Origin of the sequence: Chryseobacterium sp. G0201 (assembly GCF_003815655.1) — a bacterium.
Taxonomy (GTDB): domain Bacteria; phylum Bacteroidota; class Bacteroidia; order Flavobacteriales; family Weeksellaceae; genus Chryseobacterium.
Genome location: NZ_CP033917.1, coordinates 1,819,889 through 1,843,387, shown reverse-complemented (window position 1 = coordinate 1,843,387; position 23,499 = coordinate 1,819,889). Strand labels below are relative to the sequence as shown.

The 23,499-nt window shown below is 35.4% G+C and carries 16 protein-coding genes; 12 read left to right on the top strand and 4 right to left on the bottom strand.

The annotated features are described in order from the left end of the window. Positions 1–62: 62 nt before the first annotated feature. The 4 genes from EG348_RS08305 to mfd form a co-directional block, all read right to left on the bottom strand. On the bottom strand, positions 63–821 hold the full coding sequence (locus EG348_RS08305; RefSeq protein ID WP_123982391.1) for a hypothetical protein: 759 nt from the start codon (positions 819–821) through the stop codon (positions 63–65). A gap of 3 nt (positions 822–824) precedes the next feature. After that, the gene (locus EG348_RS08300) at positions 825–1,640 is read right to left on the bottom strand and encodes a hypothetical protein (protein WP_123982389.1); all 816 of its coding nucleotides are present in this window, start codon (positions 1,638–1,640) and stop codon (positions 825–827) included. A 3-nt stretch (positions 1,641–1,643) separates the two neighbouring features. Next, positions 1,644–2,468: a hypothetical protein gene (locus tag EG348_RS08295; RefSeq protein WP_123982387.1), complete on the bottom strand. Its 825-nt coding sequence runs from the start codon at positions 2,466–2,468 to the stop codon at positions 1,644–1,646. A gap of 589 nt (positions 2,469–3,057) precedes the next feature. Further along, complete coding sequence (gene mfd / locus EG348_RS08290) at positions 3,058–6,429, bottom strand: transcription-repair coupling factor (RefSeq protein WP_123982385.1); 3,372 nt, start codon at positions 6,427–6,429, stop codon at positions 3,058–3,060. A gap of 251 nt (positions 6,430–6,680) precedes the next feature. Between mfd and EG348_RS08285 the strand changes: the two genes are divergently transcribed. From EG348_RS08285 to EG348_RS08230, 12 genes are all read left to right on the top strand, one after another. Beyond that, a complete protein-coding gene (locus tag EG348_RS08285) occupies positions 6,681–7,079 on the top strand; it encodes a hypothetical protein (RefSeq protein ID WP_123982383.1) in 399 nt (132 codons plus the stop codon). Positions 7,080–7,400: 321 nt separating this feature from the next. Continuing rightward, positions 7,401–7,793 carry a hypothetical protein gene (locus EG348_RS08280; RefSeq protein WP_123982381.1) on the top strand — a complete coding sequence of 131 codons (393 nt, stop codon included), beginning with the start codon at positions 7,401–7,403 and terminating at the stop codon, positions 7,791–7,793. Between the two features lie 195 nt (positions 7,794–7,988). Then, positions 7,989–8,276, top strand: coding sequence for a hypothetical protein (locus EG348_RS08275; RefSeq protein ID WP_123982379.1), 288 nt, complete (start codon positions 7,989–7,991; stop codon positions 8,274–8,276). A gap of 127 nt (positions 8,277–8,403) precedes the next feature. Beyond that, a complete protein-coding gene (locus tag EG348_RS08270; RefSeq protein WP_123982377.1) occupies positions 8,404–9,903 on the top strand; it encodes a GH3 auxin-responsive promoter family protein in 1,500 nt (499 codons plus the stop codon). 69 nt (positions 9,904–9,972) lie between these two features. Continuing rightward, positions 9,973–10,335: a hypothetical protein gene (locus tag EG348_RS08265; protein ID WP_072407159.1), complete on the top strand. Its 363-nt coding sequence runs from the start codon at positions 9,973–9,975 to the stop codon at positions 10,333–10,335. A gap of 93 nt (positions 10,336–10,428) precedes the next feature. Next, positions 10,429–11,664, top strand: coding sequence for an MFS transporter (locus EG348_RS08260; RefSeq protein WP_123982375.1), 1,236 nt, complete (start codon positions 10,429–10,431; stop codon positions 11,662–11,664). Between the two features lie 90 nt (positions 11,665–11,754). Next, a complete protein-coding gene (locus EG348_RS08255; RefSeq protein WP_123982373.1) occupies positions 11,755–13,860 on the top strand; it encodes a gliding motility-associated C-terminal domain-containing protein in 2,106 nt (701 codons plus the stop codon). A gap of 114 nt (positions 13,861–13,974) precedes the next feature. After that, positions 13,975–16,035: a T9SS type B sorting domain-containing protein gene (locus EG348_RS08250; protein ID WP_123982371.1), complete on the top strand. Its 2,061-nt coding sequence runs from the start codon at positions 13,975–13,977 to the stop codon at positions 16,033–16,035. Between the two features lie 153 nt (positions 16,036–16,188). Further along, a complete protein-coding gene (gene dnaB, locus EG348_RS08245; protein WP_123982369.1) occupies positions 16,189–17,769 on the top strand; it encodes a replicative DNA helicase in 1,581 nt (526 codons plus the stop codon). 199 nt (positions 17,770–17,968) lie between these two features. Continuing rightward, entirely contained in the window at positions 17,969–18,445 is a 477-nt protein-coding gene (gene rnhA / locus EG348_RS08240; protein WP_123982367.1) for a ribonuclease HI, read from the top strand. A gap of 167 nt (positions 18,446–18,612) precedes the next feature. After that, positions 18,613–20,871 carry a lectin-like domain-containing protein gene (locus EG348_RS08235; RefSeq protein WP_228414848.1) on the top strand — a complete coding sequence of 753 codons (2,259 nt, stop codon included), beginning with the start codon at positions 18,613–18,615 and terminating at the stop codon, positions 20,869–20,871. A gap of 241 nt (positions 20,872–21,112) precedes the next feature. Continuing rightward, positions 21,113–23,377, top strand: a complete 2,265-nt coding sequence (locus EG348_RS08230) for a T9SS type B sorting domain-containing protein (protein ID WP_123982365.1) — start codon at positions 21,113–21,115, stop codon at positions 23,375–23,377. Positions 23,378–23,499 lie beyond the last annotated feature (122 nt).

The following is a 23,499-nucleotide window of genomic DNA, read 5'->3' as shown; positions in this document are numbered from 1 at the left end:
AATCAAAAAAAAATCTAAAAACTTGCGTCTTTAGATTTACAATTATTATTTATTATGAAAAATTAAAACGGTTGCAATACTGATACTGTTAACACAGATTGTGACATATCTGCATTAAGAAATTGTGTATTAACCGCTCTACCGATTCCTAATGTTCCGGCATTTAAGTTTCTTTTTGTGCAGGCTGCTTTTACAGTGTAGCCCTTTTTTATACCAATATTAGTAAGAGTTGCATTCAGGTTAAAGATCTTGTTGGTACCATCTGCTCCTAAAACAACGTCTGTTCTTACCGCTTTCAGTTTATCATCTACAAAAATTCCGCAGGCAAAACTTATCGATGCATTAGCATTCGTGGTATTAGCATTAACGGTTTTTTGAGCAGTCGTCTGGAATGTAAATGTTACTTTATTCGTTGTATTGGTAACAGAAAAAGTGCTTACAGTACCTGTTAAAACCGTCCAATTTGATGTAATATCCATATTTTCTGCATAAGGACTTATAGCCCCGTTACTTCCGGAGAATGCTACCCCAATTTTATCAAAAACAGTATTCATAGAAAAAAGAGACATACTTCCCATTCCGTCTGCTACTTTTACATTCTTCCAATCGTTCACATTTAAGTTTGCATTATTGTGAAATATAGTTCCTTTTGCACCTGAAGTTCCTTTTGTAGCCTCTGAAGCTCCGATTCTTATTTCTTTTCTTAGATTCAGATCACCATTTACATCCAGCGTATTAACTGGCGTAGATGTATTTATTCCAACTTGAGCATTGGAGAATATTGCGAGGAAAAATAACTTTATTAATAATAGTTTTTTCATGATTTAGTTTGTTATCGCATTAAATACCTGTGGAACCTCATAAACATCTACTTTAAATGATGATTGAGAGATATAAGAATCAATATTATCAGAAACACTGGTTCCTATACCTAGTGTTATTCCTGTAGGTACGTTATATGATTTTAATCTTGAGCAAGCTACACTCACTGTGTGTACTCCTTTTGCAAGGTTTTGAGCAAGCCCTATCTGGTTGTGGGTAAGAAAAGGATTTGTTGAGTTAACCGCTTTCAGATTTCCTTGTCTTAGATTTACTAATTTATCATCAACAAAAATTCCACATGCATAATCAATTGATGTATCTGTTGTTCCTACAGTTGCAAAATTGGCTTGAATTACCGTTTCAAACTGGAAGTAAGTTTTACTTTCCGTACTGTATACATTAAATGTCTGAGATAATCCCGGAATTTTTTTGAATTGACTAAAAGTACTAAAGCTACTGTTTTTCGTAAAAGAAGCCGATCTTGATGCAATCGTAGGTTCTTCTGAAGAGGTGAAGGTTGTACCCACTCTATCTGAAAAAGAGTTATTATAAATTAAATAAAATTTATTCGCTTCATAATCAGGAATACGAAGAGATTTCCATGTAGGGGCAAGTCCTTCGCCCTGTGAAACCAAAAGCTGATCATCTCTTCCTTCTGAAAGTTTGCTGTCTGCAGCATTCAGAACTACTAATTTTCCTCTAAGGTTAATATTTCCGTTAACGTCCAGCATCGCTTTAGGCTCAGGAGTAGCTACTCCCACTTGAGCAGAAAGAGACAACCCTATTGTAGAAAATAGGATAAATAATATATTTTTCATTGATTAGTTTACTTTGTAGGTTATAAATTCGATAAGGTCTATCTTGAATGCAGATTCTAAAGTGAATGCATTAGAGAGATTATTGTTGCTTGCCACACTACGCCCAATAGCAAACTGAGCACTTGAGTTGGAAACATTAATTTTCCTGCACGCAACCTCAACCTTGTGTACACCTACCGGAACATCTGGCTCCGTATAATTCAATGTAAAAATATAATCCTGGATACCGTTTTTTTCAGAATTATTGGTTGAAGAAATTTTGTCCGGACGAACAGCTACTAGTTTACTGTTTCTGAAAATTCCGCAAGTAAAGCTTACATTCTGAGATGCATCTGGTGCTGAAGATTTCATTTCAACCCCTGTTTGGAATTGATATGTAAGTCTATTGAGTCCGTTTTTAATAGTAAAGCTATTCTCAAGACCAGCAATTTTCACCCATTTTCCTTTGTTCAAATCGGTGATATCATCGCCTACACTGTTTTTGTAAACACTGTCGCCCAAGACTCCGTTAGAAAGAATAGTAATACCTGCTTGATCTGATGACAAATACGAATTGGTTAATTTGTATTGCCCTTCCTCCATAAAGTAGACATTGTTCAATGATTTCCATTGAGGAGAAATCCCATCTCCTTGAGAAACCAAAACTTGGCCATTTACTCCAGCATTTCCGATCTGGGTTGAAGTACCGCCGACTCTAAGTTCTTTTCTTAAGGTGGTTTTCCCGTTGACATCGAGAGAAGCTTGGGGGGTACTAATCCCAAGGCCCACCTGAGCGTGAGTATAGACTGACAATAGTCCAACTACGCATAAATACACAGTTTTTTTCATAATAAGGGTCTGCAAAGATAAAGAAAAAAAAATCTTAAAAAATCCACCTACCTTCCGTAAACCAATAGAAATAAGCAATTTACAAGATATTTTTAATCTATAAAAAAGTAGACTTATTTCCTATTATATTGAATTAAATTCATTTTCTCCTATGACAGTCTTATATAATAATTCACCCTAAAGATATTTAATACCTCCTGTTTTATCAATAAACAGTGACTTTATTTTATACACAAATTCACCATCAGATATACCTCTATGGCATTTTAACAACAATAGAAAATAATGTGTTTGAATTAATTTTTAAAGTGAAATCATCTTAAAATTTCTCTATAAGTAGTGAAAAAAAGAGCCTCTATCCTTATAATTTTCTAAAAATCAGGACAAAAAAAACTTACGTTAATTTAATATTATTTTAATAAAAATTTTTATTCATTTTGAAAATACATGACGAAGATCATCTATAAAACAAATATTTCAACAAATTCTGCTAAATTTCAATATTGAAAACACGGAATTTGTTGAAATATTTCATCTAAAGTTAAATTTGATCAATTTTAGACAATAGATTTTTTCTCTTTATATTGAATTAATCTTCATTCTTTAAAATTGAACTTAATAGATAATTCACCTCATCGACATTTATTATCTTATCTTTTCTCATCATAAGGTGATTTCCATCCTTGCTTACTTTCTCCTTCAGTTGGGCTTCTGCAGGATTTGAAGTGAGGTAACTAATAATGTTTTTAAACTTACTTGTCTGATAAAATTTATCTTGAGGGTTACCGGGAAAGTATCCTAAAAACACTCCATTCTTCATGACAATTTTCTCAAAACCGATGTCGGAAGCAAGCCATTTTAGAGCAACACTCTTTAGTAAATTAATGGCTTCCTTGGGTAAACTTCCAAAACGGTCGATCAATTCAACTTCAAATTTTTGCAGATCTATCTCATTATTGATCTCAGCAAGTTTCTGATAAAGTAACAATCGTTCTTCGGTATTTGAGATATAAGAATCAGGAAGCATTAATTCCAGATCGGTATCAATATTTACATCTTTTACAGATTTAAAGAGCTTGTTTCTGTCTTCTTCATTATCAAATAAATCTTCAAAATCCTTATCATCTTTAAGTTCTTCCAACGCTTCCTGCATTAATTTTTGATAAGTCTCAAAGCCCATTTCATTAATAAATCCACTTTGTTCAGCACCTAAAAGATCTCCTGCACCACGGATTTCCAGATCTTTCATCGCAATCTGGAAACCACTTCCCAGATCAGAAAACTGCTCAATAGCTTCAAGACGTTTTCTCGCATCCGATGTCATCATATCGTAAGGCGGAGTGATTAAATAACAAAAAGCCTTTCTGTTACTTCGTCCTACCCTTCCTCTCATCTGGTGAAGATCTGCCATCCCAAATCGCTGGGCATCATTAATAAAAATGGTGTTCGCATTCGGTACGTCCACCCCACTTTCAACGATTGTTGTGGAAACCAGAACGTCATATTTTCCTTCCATGAAGTCCAGAACATTCTTTTCGAGCTGTTTTCCTTCCATTTGACCGTGACCGGTGATCACTCTTGCATCAGGAACCAATCTTTGGATTAATCCTGCAATATCTTTTAGGTTTTCAATCCTGTTATTAATAAAATAAACCTGTCCGTCTCTTTGTAATTCATAAGAAACTGCATCACGAATTATTTCTTCATTAAAGCCAACAAGTTGCGTATCCACAGGCTGTCTGTTTGGCGGTGGCGTTTTAATTACCGATAAATCTCGTGCTGCCATCAATGAAAACTGTAATGTTCTAGGAATTGGTGTTGCTGTTAATGTCAACGTATCAACATTACTTTTTAAAGTCTTCAATTTATCTTTTACTGAAACTCCGAACTTATGCTCTTCATCAATAATTAATAAACCTAAATCTTTAAACTTAACACTTGCGCTTGCCAACTGGTGCGTTCCAATGATAATATCTACTTTTCCGTTTTTTAAAGCAGCTAATGTTTCAGATTTCTGCTTAGCCGTTCTGAAACGGTTAACATAGTCTACATTTACCGGAAAATCTTTTAATCTTTCTTTAAAACTTCTATAATGTTGAAAGGCCAAAATCGTGGTCGGAACCAATATTGCAACCTGTTTTCCGTCGGTTGCCGCTTTGAAAGCAGCACGCACAGCAACTTCCGTTTTACCGAAACCTACGTCTCCGCAGACTAATCTGTCCATCACGGTATCGGCTTCCATATCTTTTTTTACATCAATGGTTGCTTTTTCCTGATCAGGAGTATCTTCATAAATAAAACTTGCTTCCAACTCGTTTTGCAGGTAAGAATCCGGTGTAAAAGCAAAACCTTTTGCCGTTTTTCTTTCAGCATACAGTCTGATAAGGTCAAAAGCAATTTGTTTTACTTTGGCTTTAGTTTTCTGTTTTAAAGATTTCCAGGCTGGCGATCCCAACTTGCTTAGAACAACTTCTTTTCCATCCGGACCGTTGAATTTTGAAATCTTATGAAGCGAATGAATACTTACATATAATAAGTCACCGTTTTTATAGGTCAGTTTAAAACATTCCTGAATTTTACCATCATTATTCACTTTTACCAATCCCATGAATTTTCCGATTCCGTGGTCGATGTGAGCGATATAATCTCCGATTTTCAGAGACATCAGATCTTTTAAGGTAAGCTGTTCAGATTTTGCAAAATTATTTTTGGCTTTATATCTTTGGTAACGGTCAAATATCTGGTGATCAGTGTAAACCAAAAGCTTATTGTCGTTATCTACAAAACCTTCATGAAGCTCAGATTTAAAACTTTTAAAAGGAACTTCATGTTCTAATTCTTCAAAGATAGATTCAAGTCTTTCTTTTTGTTTTTCTGTGGAGAAAGAAATCCAGGTTTCGAAACCTTCACCTTGCTTTTCTTCTAAATCTTCAATTAATAATTCAAAGTTTTTATGAAAAGTGGGTTGTGAGGTTTGCTCAATTTTAATATCAACAATATCTTTTAAGCTTTCAATGGAAACACTACTGAAATCAATTGTTTTAAATTTTTTATAATCAAATAAAAATTCCTGATCAGAAATAAATAATTCCTGCGGCGCTCTGTGAGCAATATCTTTACTTAAAGTTTCAAATTTTTCTAAAGACTTTTCGTAAAATGTTTTTATTTTCTGAACTGCAACAACTCCATTTTTAGAAACAATAAAACTTTCTTTCGGTAGTAATTGAAGTAAAGAAACTCTGGTTCCTGTTACAGAAAAATTCATATTGGAGACCAATTGAAGTTCTTTCACCTTTTCAATGGAAAGCTGAGTTTCAATATCAAAAGTTTTTATGCTTTCAACCTCATTTCCAAAGAAAGTAATACGGTAAGGCTTTTCATAAGAATAAGAGAAAACATCTACAATTCCGCCTCTCACGGAAAATTCTCCCGGTTCGGACACAAAATCCGTCTGTTGGAAACTGTAATGAGAAAGCAACTCATCCACAAAATCAAAGTCAAGCTGGTCGCCTACTTTGATCTGATGAGAAATAGCCTTGAAATCTTCTTTCTTCAAAACCTTTTCCGACAAAGCCCCCGCGTAAGCAACGATCACTTTCGGAGATTTACTTGAATTTATTTTATTTAAAACTTCGGTCCTTAAAACCAAATTGGCGTTCTGCGTTTTTTCAACCTGATAAGGTTCAAGGTGAGTTGCCGGGAAATACAATACTTTTTCTTTTCCCAAGAGATCTTCCATTTCTGTATTTACATAAAGAGCATCCTCCTTATCATCAATTACAAAAAGAATTGTATGTTTTTGGGTTAAGAAGAGCTCAGCCACAAAAATAGAGGTCGAAGATCCGGCACTTCCTTTTACAGAAATGTGTTGATTATTTTCCAGTTGAGTAAAAATCTCTTTTCCAAATTCCTTTTTCAACAGATCAGGAAGAAACTTTTCGTTGATTGTTTTTAACTGCATAAATAGTAATGGTGTAAAACGACAAAAGCGATTTCGGGAGTTTCCGAAACCGTTTAAGACAAAACAAATATAGGGATATTTTTTTCTTTACATTATGATTGCGATTTATATAAAATTTAAGAACAATCAATGAAAAACCCTTAAATCACAATAATTCCCAAAACATTTTAATTAAAAGTTAAACCATGAAAAGCTCCTATCCACGGCATAATGTTTGAGAGTTATCCCACCTAACATTTAAAAGAAATATGATGCAAAAAACAATTAAGATCTTAGGAATTTTTATGCTGGTTATTTTTACAGCACTCTCTTTTTCATCTTGTAGTGATAATAGCGAAGAAGACCTAATGAAAGATGATTCTTTTGCCGGAGTTTACAGAGGAGGCGTCTCATATCAAGATGCAGATCAAGACATCAGTACAACCGAAGGAAGTGTCTTTGTAACTAAAGTAATTAGTGACAAAAAATACAACTTCGCATTCTCTAATAACATTCCTGCTCTTAACGATATTGATGTTGAAAAAACTGGAGATAATGCTTTAATCATGGTAGGTTCAAATGCAACAGCATACGTACGAGTTGAAAACAACGAGGTGAAAATTGCGTATACAAAGGATGGTAAAACATGGAATGCCACTTGTAAACGATAATCTCATTATTTAAACATATATTATGACCTGCTTTTGGAAACAGAAGCAGGTTTTTTATTTATATATAAATTTAAGGGATCAGTAATTATAATTTGAGTTTTCCAATCTCTGAAAACAACAAAAGCGATTTCAAGAGTTTTCTAAACAGTTTAAAACAAAAAAATATTATGATTTACATAAAAAGTGAAATATATAAGTAAAAAATCATCAAATCTTAATATTTTCCTAAAAATTTTAATTTAAAGTTAAAAAAATTCTATAATTATCATGCGGCATAGTATTTGGCTAATTATGAGTACAAACTCTTAAAGAAATAATATTATGAAAAAGGCAATTAGAATTTTAGGTATCTTTATGTTGGTACTTTTCACGGCAACTTCGTTTGCATCTTGTAGTGATGACGACGACCCAACAAACAACGACTTCTTTGCAGGAACTTATAAAGGAACTGTATCTTACAAAGATGGCGATACAGATATCAACACCAACAGTGGAAGCGTATTTGTAACAAAAATTGCGAGTGGTACAAAGTATAACTTTGCATTCTCAAACAGTATCCCTGATCTTAACGGAATCGAATTTAATCAGGAAGGAGATCACACATTAGTAATGATAGGATCAAACGGAACATCATATATTAGAATTGATAATAACGACTTAAAAATCTTATACATCAAGGATGGTAAAACCTGGACAGCCAACTGTACTCGTTAAACCAACTTTTCATACATATGTTAGGACCTGCTTTCGGAAACGGAAGCAGGTTTTGTTTTTTTTATTAATTATAATTTCAATCCTTTTAATATTTTTTTAAGCTGTAATAAACTTTAGTTAAGTTTCTAAAAGTGAGTTTCTCAGCCTGATTTTTGTATAACTTTGATTCAAGAAAAACAAACAATACAAAATCATATGAAAAAATTATTATCAGCAATGTCAATAGTATTAGGACTAGGACTTGCAACGGCACAACAGACTGCTCCCGCAACGGCTACGAAAACCCATCAGGTAACAAAAACAGCTAAAACGGTTGATAACAAAGCTGCAAAAGTGGCAGACACTAAAACAGCAAAACCTGCATCTACATCAACAACAGCCGTTAAAATGAAAAAAGACGGTACTCCCGATAAAAGATATAAAGACAATCAACATCTGAAAAAAGATGGCACTCCAGACAAGAGGTATAAAACAAACAAATAAACTCAACTTATAGTTGTTATTTTCATAATCAAATTTCGAAGAACCGGTGATACTCATTCATCGGTTTTTTTATTTCATATTTCATTAAAATTGCATCAAATTATTTAGTTATTTATAAATTTGAACCATGTTAAACTTCCTAAAGAAAAATATAGCACTGTCTTGGGCCAAAAAGCACGTCCGAAAGGCTGAAGAATTCAAGAAAAATGCACAAAAAAACCAAGAAGATTTGCTTTTATCTTTAATAGAAACAGCCAAAAAGACGCTGTTTGGAAGAGAGCATGATTTTGAAAACATCAAGTCTATTAAAGAATTTCAGGAAAGAGTTTCTGTTGCAGATTATGAAGATCTTAAACCTTACATCGAAAGAGTAAAAAAAGGTCAGGCCAATATTTTATGGACAGAGACTCCGGAATATTTCGCAAAAACTTCCGGAACAACTTCAGGCTCAAAATACATTCCTATTTCTAAAGAAGGAATGCCGTTTCAAATTGCCGGAGCTCAAAGCGCGTTATTCCATTATATTGCTCAGAAAAACAACGCCGATTTTGTAAAAGGAAAAATGATCTTTTTACAGGGAAGTCCGGAATTGGAAGAAGTTTTCGGTATAAAAACAGGAAGACTTTCAGGAATTGTGGCTCATCACATTCCAAAATACCTTCAAAAAAACCGTCTGCCAAGTTGGGAAACCAATATTATGGAAGACTGGGAAGCCAAAGTTGAAAAAATCGTTGAGGAAACCGAAAAAGAAAACATGACTTTGATTTCGGGAATTCCGCCTTGGCTGATCATGTATTTTGAAAAATTAATTGAAAGAAACGGTAAAAAGATCAAACAGCTTTTCCCGAATCTTCAACTTATCGTTACGGGTGGAGTAAATTATGAGCCTTATCGCGACAAAATGGAAGAATTATTGGGTGGGAAAGTTGATATCATTCAAACATTTCCAGCTTCGGAAGGATTTTTTGCGTTTCAGGACGATTATACAAAAGAAGGATTGCTACTTTTAACCAATCATGGGATTTTCTATGAATTTATTCCTTTGGAAGAATATGGAAAATCTAACGCAAAAAGATTAACCTTAAAAGAGATTCAACTTAATAAAGATTACGCTTTAATTTTAACAACAAATTCAGGTTTGTGGGCATATTCTATTGGTGATGTGGTAAGATTTATTGATAAAAATCCACATAGAATTTTAGTAAGTGGAAGAACGAAACATTTCACCTCAGCTTTCGGGGAACATGTGATCGCTTTTGAAGTTGAAGAAGCTCTTAAAGCAACTTTAGAAAAATATCCCGCTCAGATTACAGAATTTCATCTTGCTCCACAAGTGAATCCCGCGGAAGGACTTCCCTATCATGAATGGTTCATAGAATTTGAAAAAGAGCCGAAAAATTTAGAGATATTTAAAAATGAACTTGATGATCAGCTCAGAAAACGCAATACGTATTATGATGATCTGATCTCCGGAAATATTCTTCAAAAACTTTATATCAGCAACTTAAAAAAGAATGCTTTTCATGAATATGCAAAATCTCAGGGGAAATTGGGCGGACAAAATAAAACTCCAAGACTGGCAAATGACAGAAAAATCGCAGATTTATTAGAAATCTATAAATTTTAAACACATTTTTTTAATTCAGGAAACGTTTATTCGAAAAAAATTATAAATTTGAAAAACTAAAAAATTAGAATGAAAGCATCTGTACTTTTAAAATCATCTTTGTTAACGTCTTTATTTGTAATTTCATCTTGTGCAACTACAAAATACTCAGAAGACATTTCTAAGAATAATTATTCTAACCTTGAAGCAGGAAAAATGTATGTGGTTAAAATGAAAGACGGTTCTAAAAATCAAAAAATGTTGTTCCGTAACGTAGATGGCGACAACCTTATTGGTACAGCCGGAAAAAAAGACAGCGCAGAAGTTATCATTCCAAAATCTAATGTAGCTTCAGTAAGAGACAGCAGAAAAGCCAGAATTACTGCAGGAGCTGTTGTGATTGGTGCAGCAGGAGTTGCAGCATTGGTTTTAAGTTCTTCAAGAGCTGACTAAAATAGATTTTATCTTTCAGCTTCTATTTGATTTATCATTTAAAAAATCATAATATCAATAGCCTTAAATGAATATTTAGGGCTATTTTTGTGAATGATTTCGTTTACCCCGCTAAAAACATTGCAAAATGTTGAATTCAGGAATCTTCTTACCGGAAGATTTTTTATTGTTTTAGCCTTTAGAATGCTCGCTACTTTATTGGGATGGTGGGTATATCAATTAACAAAAGATCCTTTTTCGATCGGGTTGATCGGTCTTTCGGAAGTTATTCCGGCCGTAAGCTGTGCTTTATACGCCGGTCACGTTATTGATATGAATGAAAAAAAGAGGCTTTTACTGATTTGTAATTACGCTTATGTTTTTCTGATCGGATTATTGCTTATTCCGGCTTTCCTGAATGTACAAATGCATTTCACAGGACATCAAATTACCTATTTTATCTACGCTGTTATTTTCTTTACGGGGATTGCAAGAGCTTTTATCGGACCGATTGTGCCTTCGATGATTCCTACTATTGTTAAAAAAGAGAATCTTCCCAATGCTGTTACTTTAAATCAGGCAACTTTCTTGATATCATCTGTTTGCGGACATGCAGTCGGAGGATTTCTTATCGGTTATTTTGGGGTAAAATGGACTTTGGTTGTTATTATTTCATTAATAATTTTCGCCTCAGTATTTTTCTGGCAATTAAAAAAACAATATTCTGAACATAAAAAAGAAGATGTAAACGTTGTTGAAAGTATGCGTGAAGGAATTTCTTATATATTTAAAACTAAAGAAATATTGGGAGCTTTATGCCTTGATATGTTTGCCGTTCTTTTCGGAGGAGCTGTTGCTATGATCCCGGTATTTGCCACTGATATTCTGAAAGTTGGAGCCGAAGGTTTCGGATTATTAAATGCAGCTTCCGATATTGGTTCGATGTGTATTATAACAATTCTATCAATTATTCCGTTAAGGAAGAATCAAGGAAAGGTTTTACTTGCTGTTGTAACAGGATTCGGATTGTGTATCATCGGTTTCGGATTATCACATATATATTGGATTTCGTTTATGTTTTTGGTATTAAGCGGTATGCTTGACGGAATTTCAGTCGTGATAAGAGGAACAATTGTTCAGTTAAAAACGCCTGATCACATCAGAGGACGTGTTTTAAGTGTGAATTCAATTTTCATCATGTCGAGCAACGAAATGGGACAGTTTGAAAGCGGAGTTATGGCAAAATTACTCGGAGTAGTGCGCTCCGTGGTCTTTGGAGGAACAATGACTGTGCTTGTAGCGCTTCTTGTAGCCAGCACCAATCCCAAGCTAAGAAAAATGCAATATTAAAGCGTTTTCCTTCAATTTATTAAATAAATGACAAAAACTTCAATTCAACGTTAATAATTTTTTATATTTGCCTTATAAAATTTCCCCTTTATGAAAAAATTTCTACTAATTTTTCTGATACCTCTATGTCAGATATTTTATGCACAAGAAGATTGTGCTACAGCTTTAGCTGTTTGTGGAAACTCAGGGTTTTCCTACACACCTTCCGGAGCCGGCGTACAAGAGCTTCCTGAAGGAAACTGCGGTTCATATGTAGAAAAATTCTCTGTTTGGTATAAATTTACGATTGCCACAGCAGGAACTCTAACATTTACCATAACACCTTTACAGACAGGAGCCGTAGATTATGACTTCTATGTTTGGGGACCAAATGTTGACTGCAACAACAAAGGTAACACGATAAGATGTTCCAGTCCTTATACTGCAGGAGCAACTGGTCTTAACTTAACATCTACAGATCCTTATGATTATTTCGGACAACCGGGTTCAAATTCTGATGGATGGGCAAAGTATATGGATGTTTTACCAGGCCAGACGTATTACCTTTTAGTGAATAACTATTCGGCAAATACTAACGGATTTGCTTTAACTTGGGGAGGAACAGCCACTTTGGCTTCTCCATTTAATGATCCCAACCTTACACCAAATCCATTTATACCGCCGGGAACGCCTAACGCAAATCCTGCAAATCCAAATGAGGTAATTGTTTGTACAAGTCCTGCAGTTTTTGATTTCAGTACTTTATCAGCTGGTATCATCAATAACAATCCAAACTTTTCGGTAAGCTACCATACGTCTCAAAATGATGCATTGTCTGGAGCGAGCCCAATTTTAACACCTCAAACGGTTAATACAACAACAACATACTATTACAGCATCCATTATACGGATCCCACAAACCCTGCCAACCCAATCAACTCGTGTAGGCAGATTGGCACGTTTAAATTTAAGCTAGGAAATATTACCGCTAATGATGTTACAATGAATGCTTGTAACAACAATAACTCAGGTATTGCAACATTTGATCTTACTTCAACTGCTCTGGCGGTATTGAATGATCCTACTGCAACTCAGAAATATTATCCTACAATGGCTGATCTTACAGCAGGAACTAATGAAATTATAAATTCGGCCAACTACGTATCCTCAACAGGTGTAGTTTATGTAAAAGTAACAACTCCTCAGGGTTGTGCCGATACAGCTACGATCACATTGAACTTCTTCCCTGTTGTAGTTGTAAATGATGCAACATTGAGAGCTTGTTTTATTGAAACTAATCCTTCAACAGGTCTATTTAATCTTACCAACGCTTCGGTTACGACACAGGGAGGTACAACTAAAAAATACTATCCATCTTTAACAGATGCAATAAACGGTACAAATGAAATCCCAGCAACAACAGCTGCTGCATATATCGCTCCAAATGGTGTTGTATACATCAAAGTAACAAACGGAAACAACTGTTATGCTATAGCTAAAGTGACTCTAATTGTAATCCCTCCGGTTTATTCTACGGTTTTACAAGACAAGATCATTTGTATGGAAGACAAGACTACACTAGATGCCGGTCCTGGTTTCGGTGCATACGAATGGAGCACAGGAGCTACGACTCAATCCATCAGCAATGTAGGTGTTGGAACATATTGGGTGAAATTGACAACAGGAAACTGTACAGCAATTCAAACAGTTAAAATTTATCCTTCTGAGCAACCTGTAATCTCTACCATTGATATTTCAACGAATAACGTTACAGTATATGTTGTTGCCGGAACTGCTCCATACAAATATTCAATGGACAATATCAACTGGCAGGATTCTAATGTTTTCGCTAATGTACCAAGAGGTAACAATACGGTGTACGTAAAAGATTCATACGACTGTGAGCCTATTCAGGTTGAAATTGTAGTTCCAAATCTTATCAACGTGATCACTCCAAACGGAGATGGTGTAAATGATGTGATTGATTATTCTGCATTGGCAGGTAAACAAAATCTTATATTCAATATTTTTGACAGATACGGAACTAAGATCTTCCAGGCTGACAAGACTAATGGCTATAAATGGGACGGTACTACCAATGGTGGTAAAAAAGTTCCTACAGGAAATTACTGGTACTCTGTGACGTGGAATGAGACTGATAAAAAAAGTACTCCTTTCAAATACACAGGATGGGTAATGGTTAAAAACAGAGAATAATTAACAATATTTAAAAAAAACCGCTTTTTCAAGCGGTTTTTTTTACTTAAAGAATACTATATTCATATTTTGTTAATATTTTCGTTATTTTTGTTTCATAAAAGTCAGTTAAAAATGAAAAAATACCTACTTCTTTTAATCTTATTTTTTTCGCAATTATATTTTTCACAGTCGGATTGTATTTCAGCTATACCCGTATGTGGAAATTCAGACCTGTCCTATACATCTTTAGGTCATGGTGACGTTGAGGAAGATCTTATGGGATGCCTTGCCTCTGATGAAAACCACTCAGTTTGGTATACATTTACTATTGCAACTTCCGGAACTTTAACTTTCGAGATAACTCCAAACGTTTATGCGACGGATTATGATTTTGGAGTATACGGCCCTAACCAGACTTGTGGTGCCTTAAGCCCTCCTATCAGATGTAACTACGATGGTACAGACGGACCTACAGGATTAAGCTTATCGATAACTCACCCTACTGTAACTGGTAGATTCAGTGGCTTTATGAACGTAGTTGCAGGCGAAACTTACTATCTTGTAGTAGACAACTGGGATGGTAGTACAAACGGATTTTCTTTAACATGGGGAGGAACGGCTACTTTAACTTCAGCATTTACAGATCCAGCATTAACGCCAAATCCTTTTGTACCTCCTGGTGAAGCAGGACCAACGCCAGATGCACCGCGCGAGATTTTGAGATGTGCGCTCCCTACTACATTTGATTTTAGCACTTTAACTAATGCTATTCTAAACGGTAATCCAAACTTTACGATTACTTATCATACTACAGGTAATGATGCTGTAACAGGCGATAACCCTATTACAGCTCCAATTACAGTAAATGCAGGAATAATATATTATTATAGAATAAAATACACCGATCCCGCAAACCCTACGAATCCTATTAACGGATGCTTCCAAACAGGAACCTTCAAGTTTGTTCAAGGGAATATTACTGCCCGGGATGCAACAATATATGCATGTAACAACAACAATATAGGTACAGGATTATTTAATTTAACAACAGCAGATGTTTATTCAGGTAACGTTACAAAAAAATATTACCCGACGATGAATGATCTGAATGCCGGAACTAACGAAATTACAAACCCTGCAAACTATACTTCAGCAGAGAAAAAGGTATATGTAAAAGTAACAACAACAGATGGATGTTCTGACAGTTCTGAGATCACATTAAAATTCTATCCTCTTGTAATAGTTACTGAAGCAAGCCTTGAATCTTGTTATATTGAAACGGCTATTACAACAGCGGTATTTAATTTAACAACGGCAACCGTTTCTTCGCTTACAAATCCACCTAAGAAATTCTATCCAACATTAGCTAACGCAACAAGTGGAACGAATGAAATAGGCAATCCAACGATTTATATTACTACAACAGGTTCTGTATATGTAAGAGTTTACAGTCCGGATGGATGTTATTCAATTGCTAAAATTAATCTTAAAGTTTTACCTCCAGTAAAATCAACTGTTCTTAAAGATAAAACAATATGTCTTGAAGACAAAACAACTTTAGACGCAGGTGCCGGATTTGATGGATACGAATGGAGCACAGGAGCAACTACACAATCAATATCAAATGTAGGAGTTGGTGAATATTGGGTAAAACTGAAAACAGGAAAATGTTATACATTACAGGTAGTACATGTATATGCAACTCAACAGCCTGTTGTATCAACAATTGACATCACAAACAATACTATCACAGTCAACGTTAACGGTGGAACTGCCCCTTACAAATATTCTTTAGACGGTATCACTTGGCAAGATTCTAACGTATTTACAGATCTTCCAAGAGGAGAAGTAAAAGTATATGTAAAAGATTTCTACGATTGTAACCCTATCGATGTACAGGTAACTGTTCCTAATCTTCTTAATGCGATCACGCCAAACGGAGATAACAAAAATGATTATATAGATTATTCTGCATTATCTTACAAGAAAAATCTACAGTTTATCGTTTACGACAGATACGGGAACAAGCTTTACACAGCCGATAAAACCAGAGATTACAAATGGGACGGTACAGCAAGCGGCAAGAAAATTCTTACAGGAACTTACTGGTACAGTATCTCTTGGAACGAAAACGACAAAAACAATACTCAGACAAAATACAGCGGATGGGTACTTGTAAAAAACAGAGAATAATTTAATTCTTATACATAAAAAAATCACCTCAATTTTGGGGTGATTTTTTTATTAACACAACCCTCCTTTTATTGATGGTATTTTAAAACAAATCAGCATGAAAATGTTAGTTACTATTTTCAGATTATTTTCGAAATAACCTATCTTTGCACAATGGCGCAGAAAGAAACATTATCATCTCTTACCCACGGAAACTTCGCGAAAGAGTTGTCAATTGCTGATGGAAAAATGCCTCCTAATGCAGTAGATTTTGAAAGATTGGTTATTGGTACTTTTTTAATTGATAAAAAAGGACTAGATCATTCTATTGACCTTCTTACCCCTGAAGTATTTTACGACCCCAGACATCAGGTGATTTTTACGACCATTCTGAAATTATACGAAGGAAACCATCCTGTAGATCTTATGACCATCATTCAGGAACTTAAAAAGGAAGAAAAACTTCTTTTGGCAGGTGGGGATCATTATATTGTGGAGCTTACAATGGGGGTTAGTTCATCTGCGCATATTGAATACCACGTTCGTGTTATTCTTGAAAAATATATTTTAAGAAGTTTAATTAATGTTTCTGCCAACGTGATCGATTCTTCATACAAAGAATCTACCGACGTTTTTGAACTTTTAGATAAAGCAGAACAGTCATTCTTTGAGATCACCAACGGAACCATCAAAAAAGGTTTCGACACCGCAAACTCATTAGTAAAACAGGCAATTGAAACCATTAAATCTCTAAAAGACAAAGAAGGAATTTCCGGAGTACCTTCAGGATTTAGAGACATCGATAAAGAAACCGGAGGTTGGCAAAATTCCGACCTTATCATTATTGCTGCCCGTCCCGCGATGGGAAAAACAGCATTTCTTCTTTCGATGGCGAGAAATATCGCTGTAGGACATAAAATTCCGATGGTACTTTTCTCCCTGGAGATGGCATCTGTACAGTTGATCACCAGAATGATTGCCTCTGAAACAAGAATTTCATCTGAAAAATTAAGAAAAGGAACTTTGGACGATGAAGAATGGCAAAGACTATTCTCCAACGTTTCCGAGCTGGAAAATGCTCCTCTTTTTATTGATGAAACTCCTTCCCTTTCAATATTCGACTTCCGTGCAAAATGCCGAAGACTGGTTATGCAACATGATGTAAAGCTAATCATGGTCGATTATCTCCAGCTGATGACAGCCGGCGGTGGCGGAAAAGGCGGCGGAAACCGTGAACAGGAAATCTCGATGATCTCACGTTCATTAAAAGCGATTGCAAAAGAATTAAATGTTCCTGTAATTGCCCTTTCACAGCTTTCAAGAAGTGTGGAAACCCGCCCCGGAAAAAGACCTCAGCTTTCAGATCTAAGGGAATCCGGAGCGATTGAGCAGGACGCGGATATTGTATCATTTATCTTTAGACCGGAATATTATAAAATTACCGTTTGGGATAATGATGAAGAAGGACAGGAAACGACAACTGAAAATCAAGCCGAGCTTATCATTGCAAAGCACAGAAATGGTGCTACAGCAGACGTTAGATTATCTTTCTTAAAACATTTTGCTAAATTTGGAGATATTGAACATGCAACCGGCGGAGGTTTTCCTTCTGATTTCGGTTCGCCTGAACCAAGTGGTTTTGATAAAATTAAAACAACGATTCAACCGGGCGCAGCATTTGATCTACCGGATAGTTCTAAGCTTTCAGGTTCTTCAATGAATGATTTTGATGATGAAGATGATTTTCCTTTTTAATAATTAAGGTTAATTTTAAATAATAAAATTTAAATATAAACAGATCCTTCGACTTCGCTCAGGATGACAACGCTACAAAATGACAGCTAGTATTAGAGATGTCATCCTGAGCGAAGCCGAAGGATCTCAATTATATAAAATTAATATATCTTTTATCACTTCTTAGTTTAATATTAAGTTTAAACAATTCAATAAAATTTTGAGAATCGAAATATACACAGACGGCGCCTGCAGCGGAAATCCCGGAAAAGGAGGTTACGGAATCGTCATGCGCGTCCCTGAAAAAAATTATCAGAAAACTTTCTCAAAAGGCTTTCGTAAAACCACCAACAACAGGATGGAACTTCTTGCTGTGATTACGGCATTGGAAAAATTAAAATCTCCGGACAACGACATCCATATTTTTACAGACAGCAAATATGTATCTGATGCGATCAATCAAAACTGGATCGCAGGATGGGTAAAAAGAGGCTGGAAAAATGTAAAAAACCCGGATCTTTGGAAAAAATTCATTGAGCTATATAATACTCATAAACCCAAAATGCACTGGATAAAAGGACATGCAGGACATTTTGAAAATGAGCTATGTGATAAATTAGCCGTTGCAGCTGCTGCTTCAGGAAATTTGGAGATTGATGCCTATTTTGAATCTCTTGAAAACAACTCTCTTTTTTAATTTAATTTTAATGAATCTAAATTTAAGTTAACAATATTAATTATTTCACCACTCAAACTACTTTTTATTACAAAATAATCATTATTTTCTGCAAGATTAACATTGAATACATATTTATTGATTAGGATTTAATATCTTTACGCGTCTAATTTAAAGTGCGTTACTAAATGATAAAAAAACTACTCGCTTATTCTACTATTGTTTTTTCCTGCTTTTTTGGAAAAACTTCTGCTCAAACGTATCAGCTCACAGGAAATCCTGTCTCTACAACAGGATGGACGATGGTTTCTCCCACACAGGTAAACACTGATTTCATTCAGCTTACCCCGGATACGAACAACCAATCGGGATCCATACGACTGAACGATCCTATCAACTTGAAATACTGCGATAAATGGAGGGTTGAATTTGATTTCAGAATGGACTCCAACCAAACAGCCAATGGAGATGGTCTTGCATTCTGGTATCTGGCAAATCCGCCTGTAGCAAGTGTATTAGGCTCAGGTCTTGGAGTTTCCCAAAATGCAGTTGGTTTAATTGTAGGATTTGACACCTACAACAACACAACTACGGCTGTAATGAGTAAGGTGCACGTTGGGTACGGGCAGGTAGCAAATACAACGGACAACAATAACATAGAGTTTTTCAATACCGCAGGAAGTTCTTTCCACTCTCCGGATATGAATACAACTTTACCGTTTCAGGGAGCTACCTACAAACATGTTGAAGTGACAGCGGAAGTAGATCCCAACTCTCCAACTGGTTGGAAGATCAAAATTACAATTGATGGAAACATCATTTGCGATCAGCTTTTTGTACCTTCAGGAGCTGCCTCTGGAATGACGGTTGGATATTTTGGGTTTTCTGCCTCAACAGGAGGAAATAGATCAAGACATTCAATTAAAAACGTAAAAATCTACACAGATAAAGTTCCAATTTTACAACCTACTGTTACTCAATCTTTTTGTCCTAATCCCACAACCGGATCAGCGACAGTGAATTTAACATCATATAACAATCAGTTTGTTGCTACTCCAAGCAACTATACATTTACTTATTATGTATTAGGAAGCTCAACTCCAATTGCTAACCCAACAGCCTATCAATACAATACAAACACAACCATAACAGTTGTTGTAAAAGATAACGCAGGAATATTGTGTGATAATGCTGATGGTAAAATACAGTTGTCACTGTCACCATTCAGTGCAAACAATGCAACACTGACGGAATGTAACAATAATAATATAGGATCTGCAACATTCAATCTTACAACAGCCAATGTAACCGGCGTTCTTGGAGTTACTAAAAAGTACTACAAAACAATGGCAGACCTCAACGCGGGAATCAATGAGATCACCAATCCTTCAGCGTATACTTCCGGAGCAGGAATTGTTTTTGTAAAAGTAACCACTCCACAAGGATGTACTGGTTCAGCACAAATTACACTGGCTTTCCACCCGCTTGTTGTTGTAACTGATGCTACTTTACGCTCATGTTTTATTGAAACTGCACCGACAACGGCATTATTTAATTTAACAACAGCAAACGTTACAGCTCTTGGTGGTACTACAAAAAAATACTACTTAACATTAGCAGATGCAACAGCAGGAACCAACGAAATTGTAAATCCTACAACATACATTTCAGCCAACGCAACGGTATATGTGAAAGTCACCACTACTGCTAACGGCTGTTTCAGTTTTGCGAAAATAAATCTTGTTGTTTTACCTCCGGTCGTATCATCTGTTTTAAAAGACAAAATCATATGTATAGATGCTAAAACTACCCTGGATGCAGGTGCCGGTTTTGACGGATACGAATGGAGCACAGGAGCAACGACTCAGTCCATCACGAATGTTCCCGTAGGAATTTATTGGGTAAAATTAAAAACAGGAGGTTGTATCACAACTCAAATTGTAAAAGTGAATCCTTCTACTCAGCCTGTAATTTCAAGCATTGATATTAATAACAATACGATCACGATAAATGTAATCGGAGGAACGCCTCCTTACAAGTATTCTCTGGATGGAATCACTTGGCAAGACTCTAATTATTTCGAAAATCTTGCAAGAGGAGAAGTAAAAGTCTATGTTAAAGATTTCTACAATTGCGAGCCGATTCAGGTACAGATCACTGTTCCTAATTTGATCAATGCAATTACTCCAAACGGAGACAACATTAATGATTTTATTGATTATTCTGCACTTGCATACAAGAAAAACCTAGTTTTTACAGTATTCGACAGATATGGGAATAAACTTTTCCAAGCTGATAAAATCAAAAATTACAAATGGGACGGAACTGCTTTCGGCAAGAAAATAGTTACAGCTACTTACTGGTACACCATCTCATGGAATGAAAATGATAAAAACAATACTCAAACAAAATATTCTGGCTGGGTACTTGTAAAAAATAGAGAATAATATTTTTAAAACTCACTCCATAATCGGAGTGAGTTTTTTATGAACTATACATTTGACTAATCTAAAATCAATTTGAAAACTTTATTGTTTATATTTTTAATAAAAATTACACTTTTAACTATATAAATCAATTTTCTTTACAATACCATCAAATTAAATTACATAATTAACATTTTTAGAATGTTAAATAATAGAAATTCAATATATTTACAACATTAATAACCTAACCAACTTGCTTCAAATGAAAAAAACTTTACTCACTTATTTTTACATCATTTTACTATGCTTGTCTGGAAAAATGTTTTCACAGACTTATCAGCTTACAGGAAACCCAATAGTAACCACTGGATGGGACTTGGTCTCAAGCGCCAACATTGCTGGTGGTGATTTTGTACAGCTCACTGCAGATCAGGGAGGCCTTTATGGCGCAATAAAACTGGCAGCTCCCATAAATTTGAAATATTGCGACAAATGGAAAGTGGAATTCGATTTCAGAATCGATGGAAACGGAACTACTGCATTCGGAAGAGGAGACGGATTTACTTTCTGGTACCTTGCCAACCCTCCGGCAGGATTTGTATCAGGAGGAGGACTTGGAATTCCTGCAAACGCCAATGGTCTTATGGTAGGTTTTGATATTTTTAACAACACTACTGAAGGGCAAATGAGTAAGGTTCACGTTTTATACGGAACAAACAACGGCCTTAATAATAACATTGAATATAATACGACTCCTGGAAGTACTTTCCATTCTCCGGATCTTATCGCAACTCAGCCGTTTGTAGGACCAACTTACAAACACGTTGAAGTAAATGGAGAAACAGATCCAGCAAATCCTGCAAACTGGCTTATCAAAATCAGAATCGACGGTGTATTAATTACCGATCAATCGTTTGCACCATCAGGAGGAGCAATAGGGATGACAACCGGATATTTCGGATTTTCAGCAGCAACAGGGGGTGCCAGTGCAAGGCACTCAATTAAAAATGCAAAAATTTTCATCGATAAAGTTCCAATTTTAACAAATACGATTACTCCTTTTGTATGCGTAAACCCTGCAACAGGAACGGGAACAGTTGATTTAACATCATACAACACTCAATTTGTAGCAAATCCTGCCAATTATATTATCACCTATTTTGGACCTGGCGGAGTACCTATTACAAACCCTACCAACTTTCCATATTCAGGGAATACAACGATAACCGTAGTTGTTAAAGATCCATCATCTACATTATGCGATAACGGTGATGGTGTCATTCAATTAAACCCCACTCCTTTCGCAGCGGTTGACAAAACGTTAACTGGATGTAATAACAATAATGCCGGTGTAGCAATATTCGATCTTACAACAGCTGCTGTAACAACGGTTGCCGGAGTAACTAAGCAATTCTATCCTACATTAGCAGACCTAAACGCGGGGACCAACGAAATTCTAAACCCAACTACATATTCTTCTGCTCCAGGTTTTATATATGTAAAAGTAACGACTCCTCAAGGTTGTGTATCTAATGCAAAAATTACATTAAATCATTTCGCGGTTGTAACAGTGAATGACACAACATTAAGAGCCTGTTTCATTGAAACAAATCCTTCAACAGGTTTATTTAATCTTACTAATGCTTCTGTAACAACACAGGGAGGAATTACTAAAAAATATTATCCATCTTTAGCCGATGCACAAAACGGTACAAATGAAATCAGCGCCACAGCGGCAGCTGCATATATCGCTCCAAATGGCGTAGTTTACATTAAAGTAATAAACGGAAACGGATGTTATGCGATAGCAAAAGTAACATTAATCGTAATTGCTCCGGTTTATTCAACTGTTTTGAAGGATAAAACAATATGTATGGAAGACAAAACCACCTTGGATGCAGGGCCTGGATTTAGTTCATATCAATGGAGCACAGGAGCAACCACTCAATCTATCAGCAATGTTGGAGTTGGAACCTATTGGGTGAAAATTAAAACAGGAGATTGTATAGCAACTCAAAAAGTAACAATTTTCCCTGCAGAACAGCCTGTTATTACTAATGTTGATATTTCAAGCACAACAATTACGATCAATGTGATGGGAGGAACTCCGGCTTATCAATATTCAATGGATAATATTAACTGGCAGGATTCTAACATCTTTAAAAATGTGCCGAGAGGCGATAATAAAGTCTATGTAAAAGATGCTTACGATTGTGAGCCTATCGACATCACGATTGTTGTTCCGAATATTATTAATGTAATCACTCCAAACGGAGACGGAATAAATGACGCTATTGATTATTCTGCATTAGCTAATAAGAAAAATCTTGTGTTTAATGTATTCGACAGATACGGAGCTAAGATCCATCAAGGCGACAAATCCACAAGATACAGATGGGATGGAACCATCGCAGGAAGAAAAGTTCCTACAGGAAGCTACTGGTATTCTGTAACATGGAATGAAAATGACAAGAAAAACACGCCTTTCAAATATTCAGGTTGGGTATTGGTTAAGAACAGAGATTAAGACAATAAACATTTAAGATCATAAAAAGAATCACTTCATTTTTTTGGAGTGATTCTTTTTTGTATAATTTAGTAAGAGATATTTCGTTTTAAGCTTATTTTATTCACATCCAATTCCTAAAT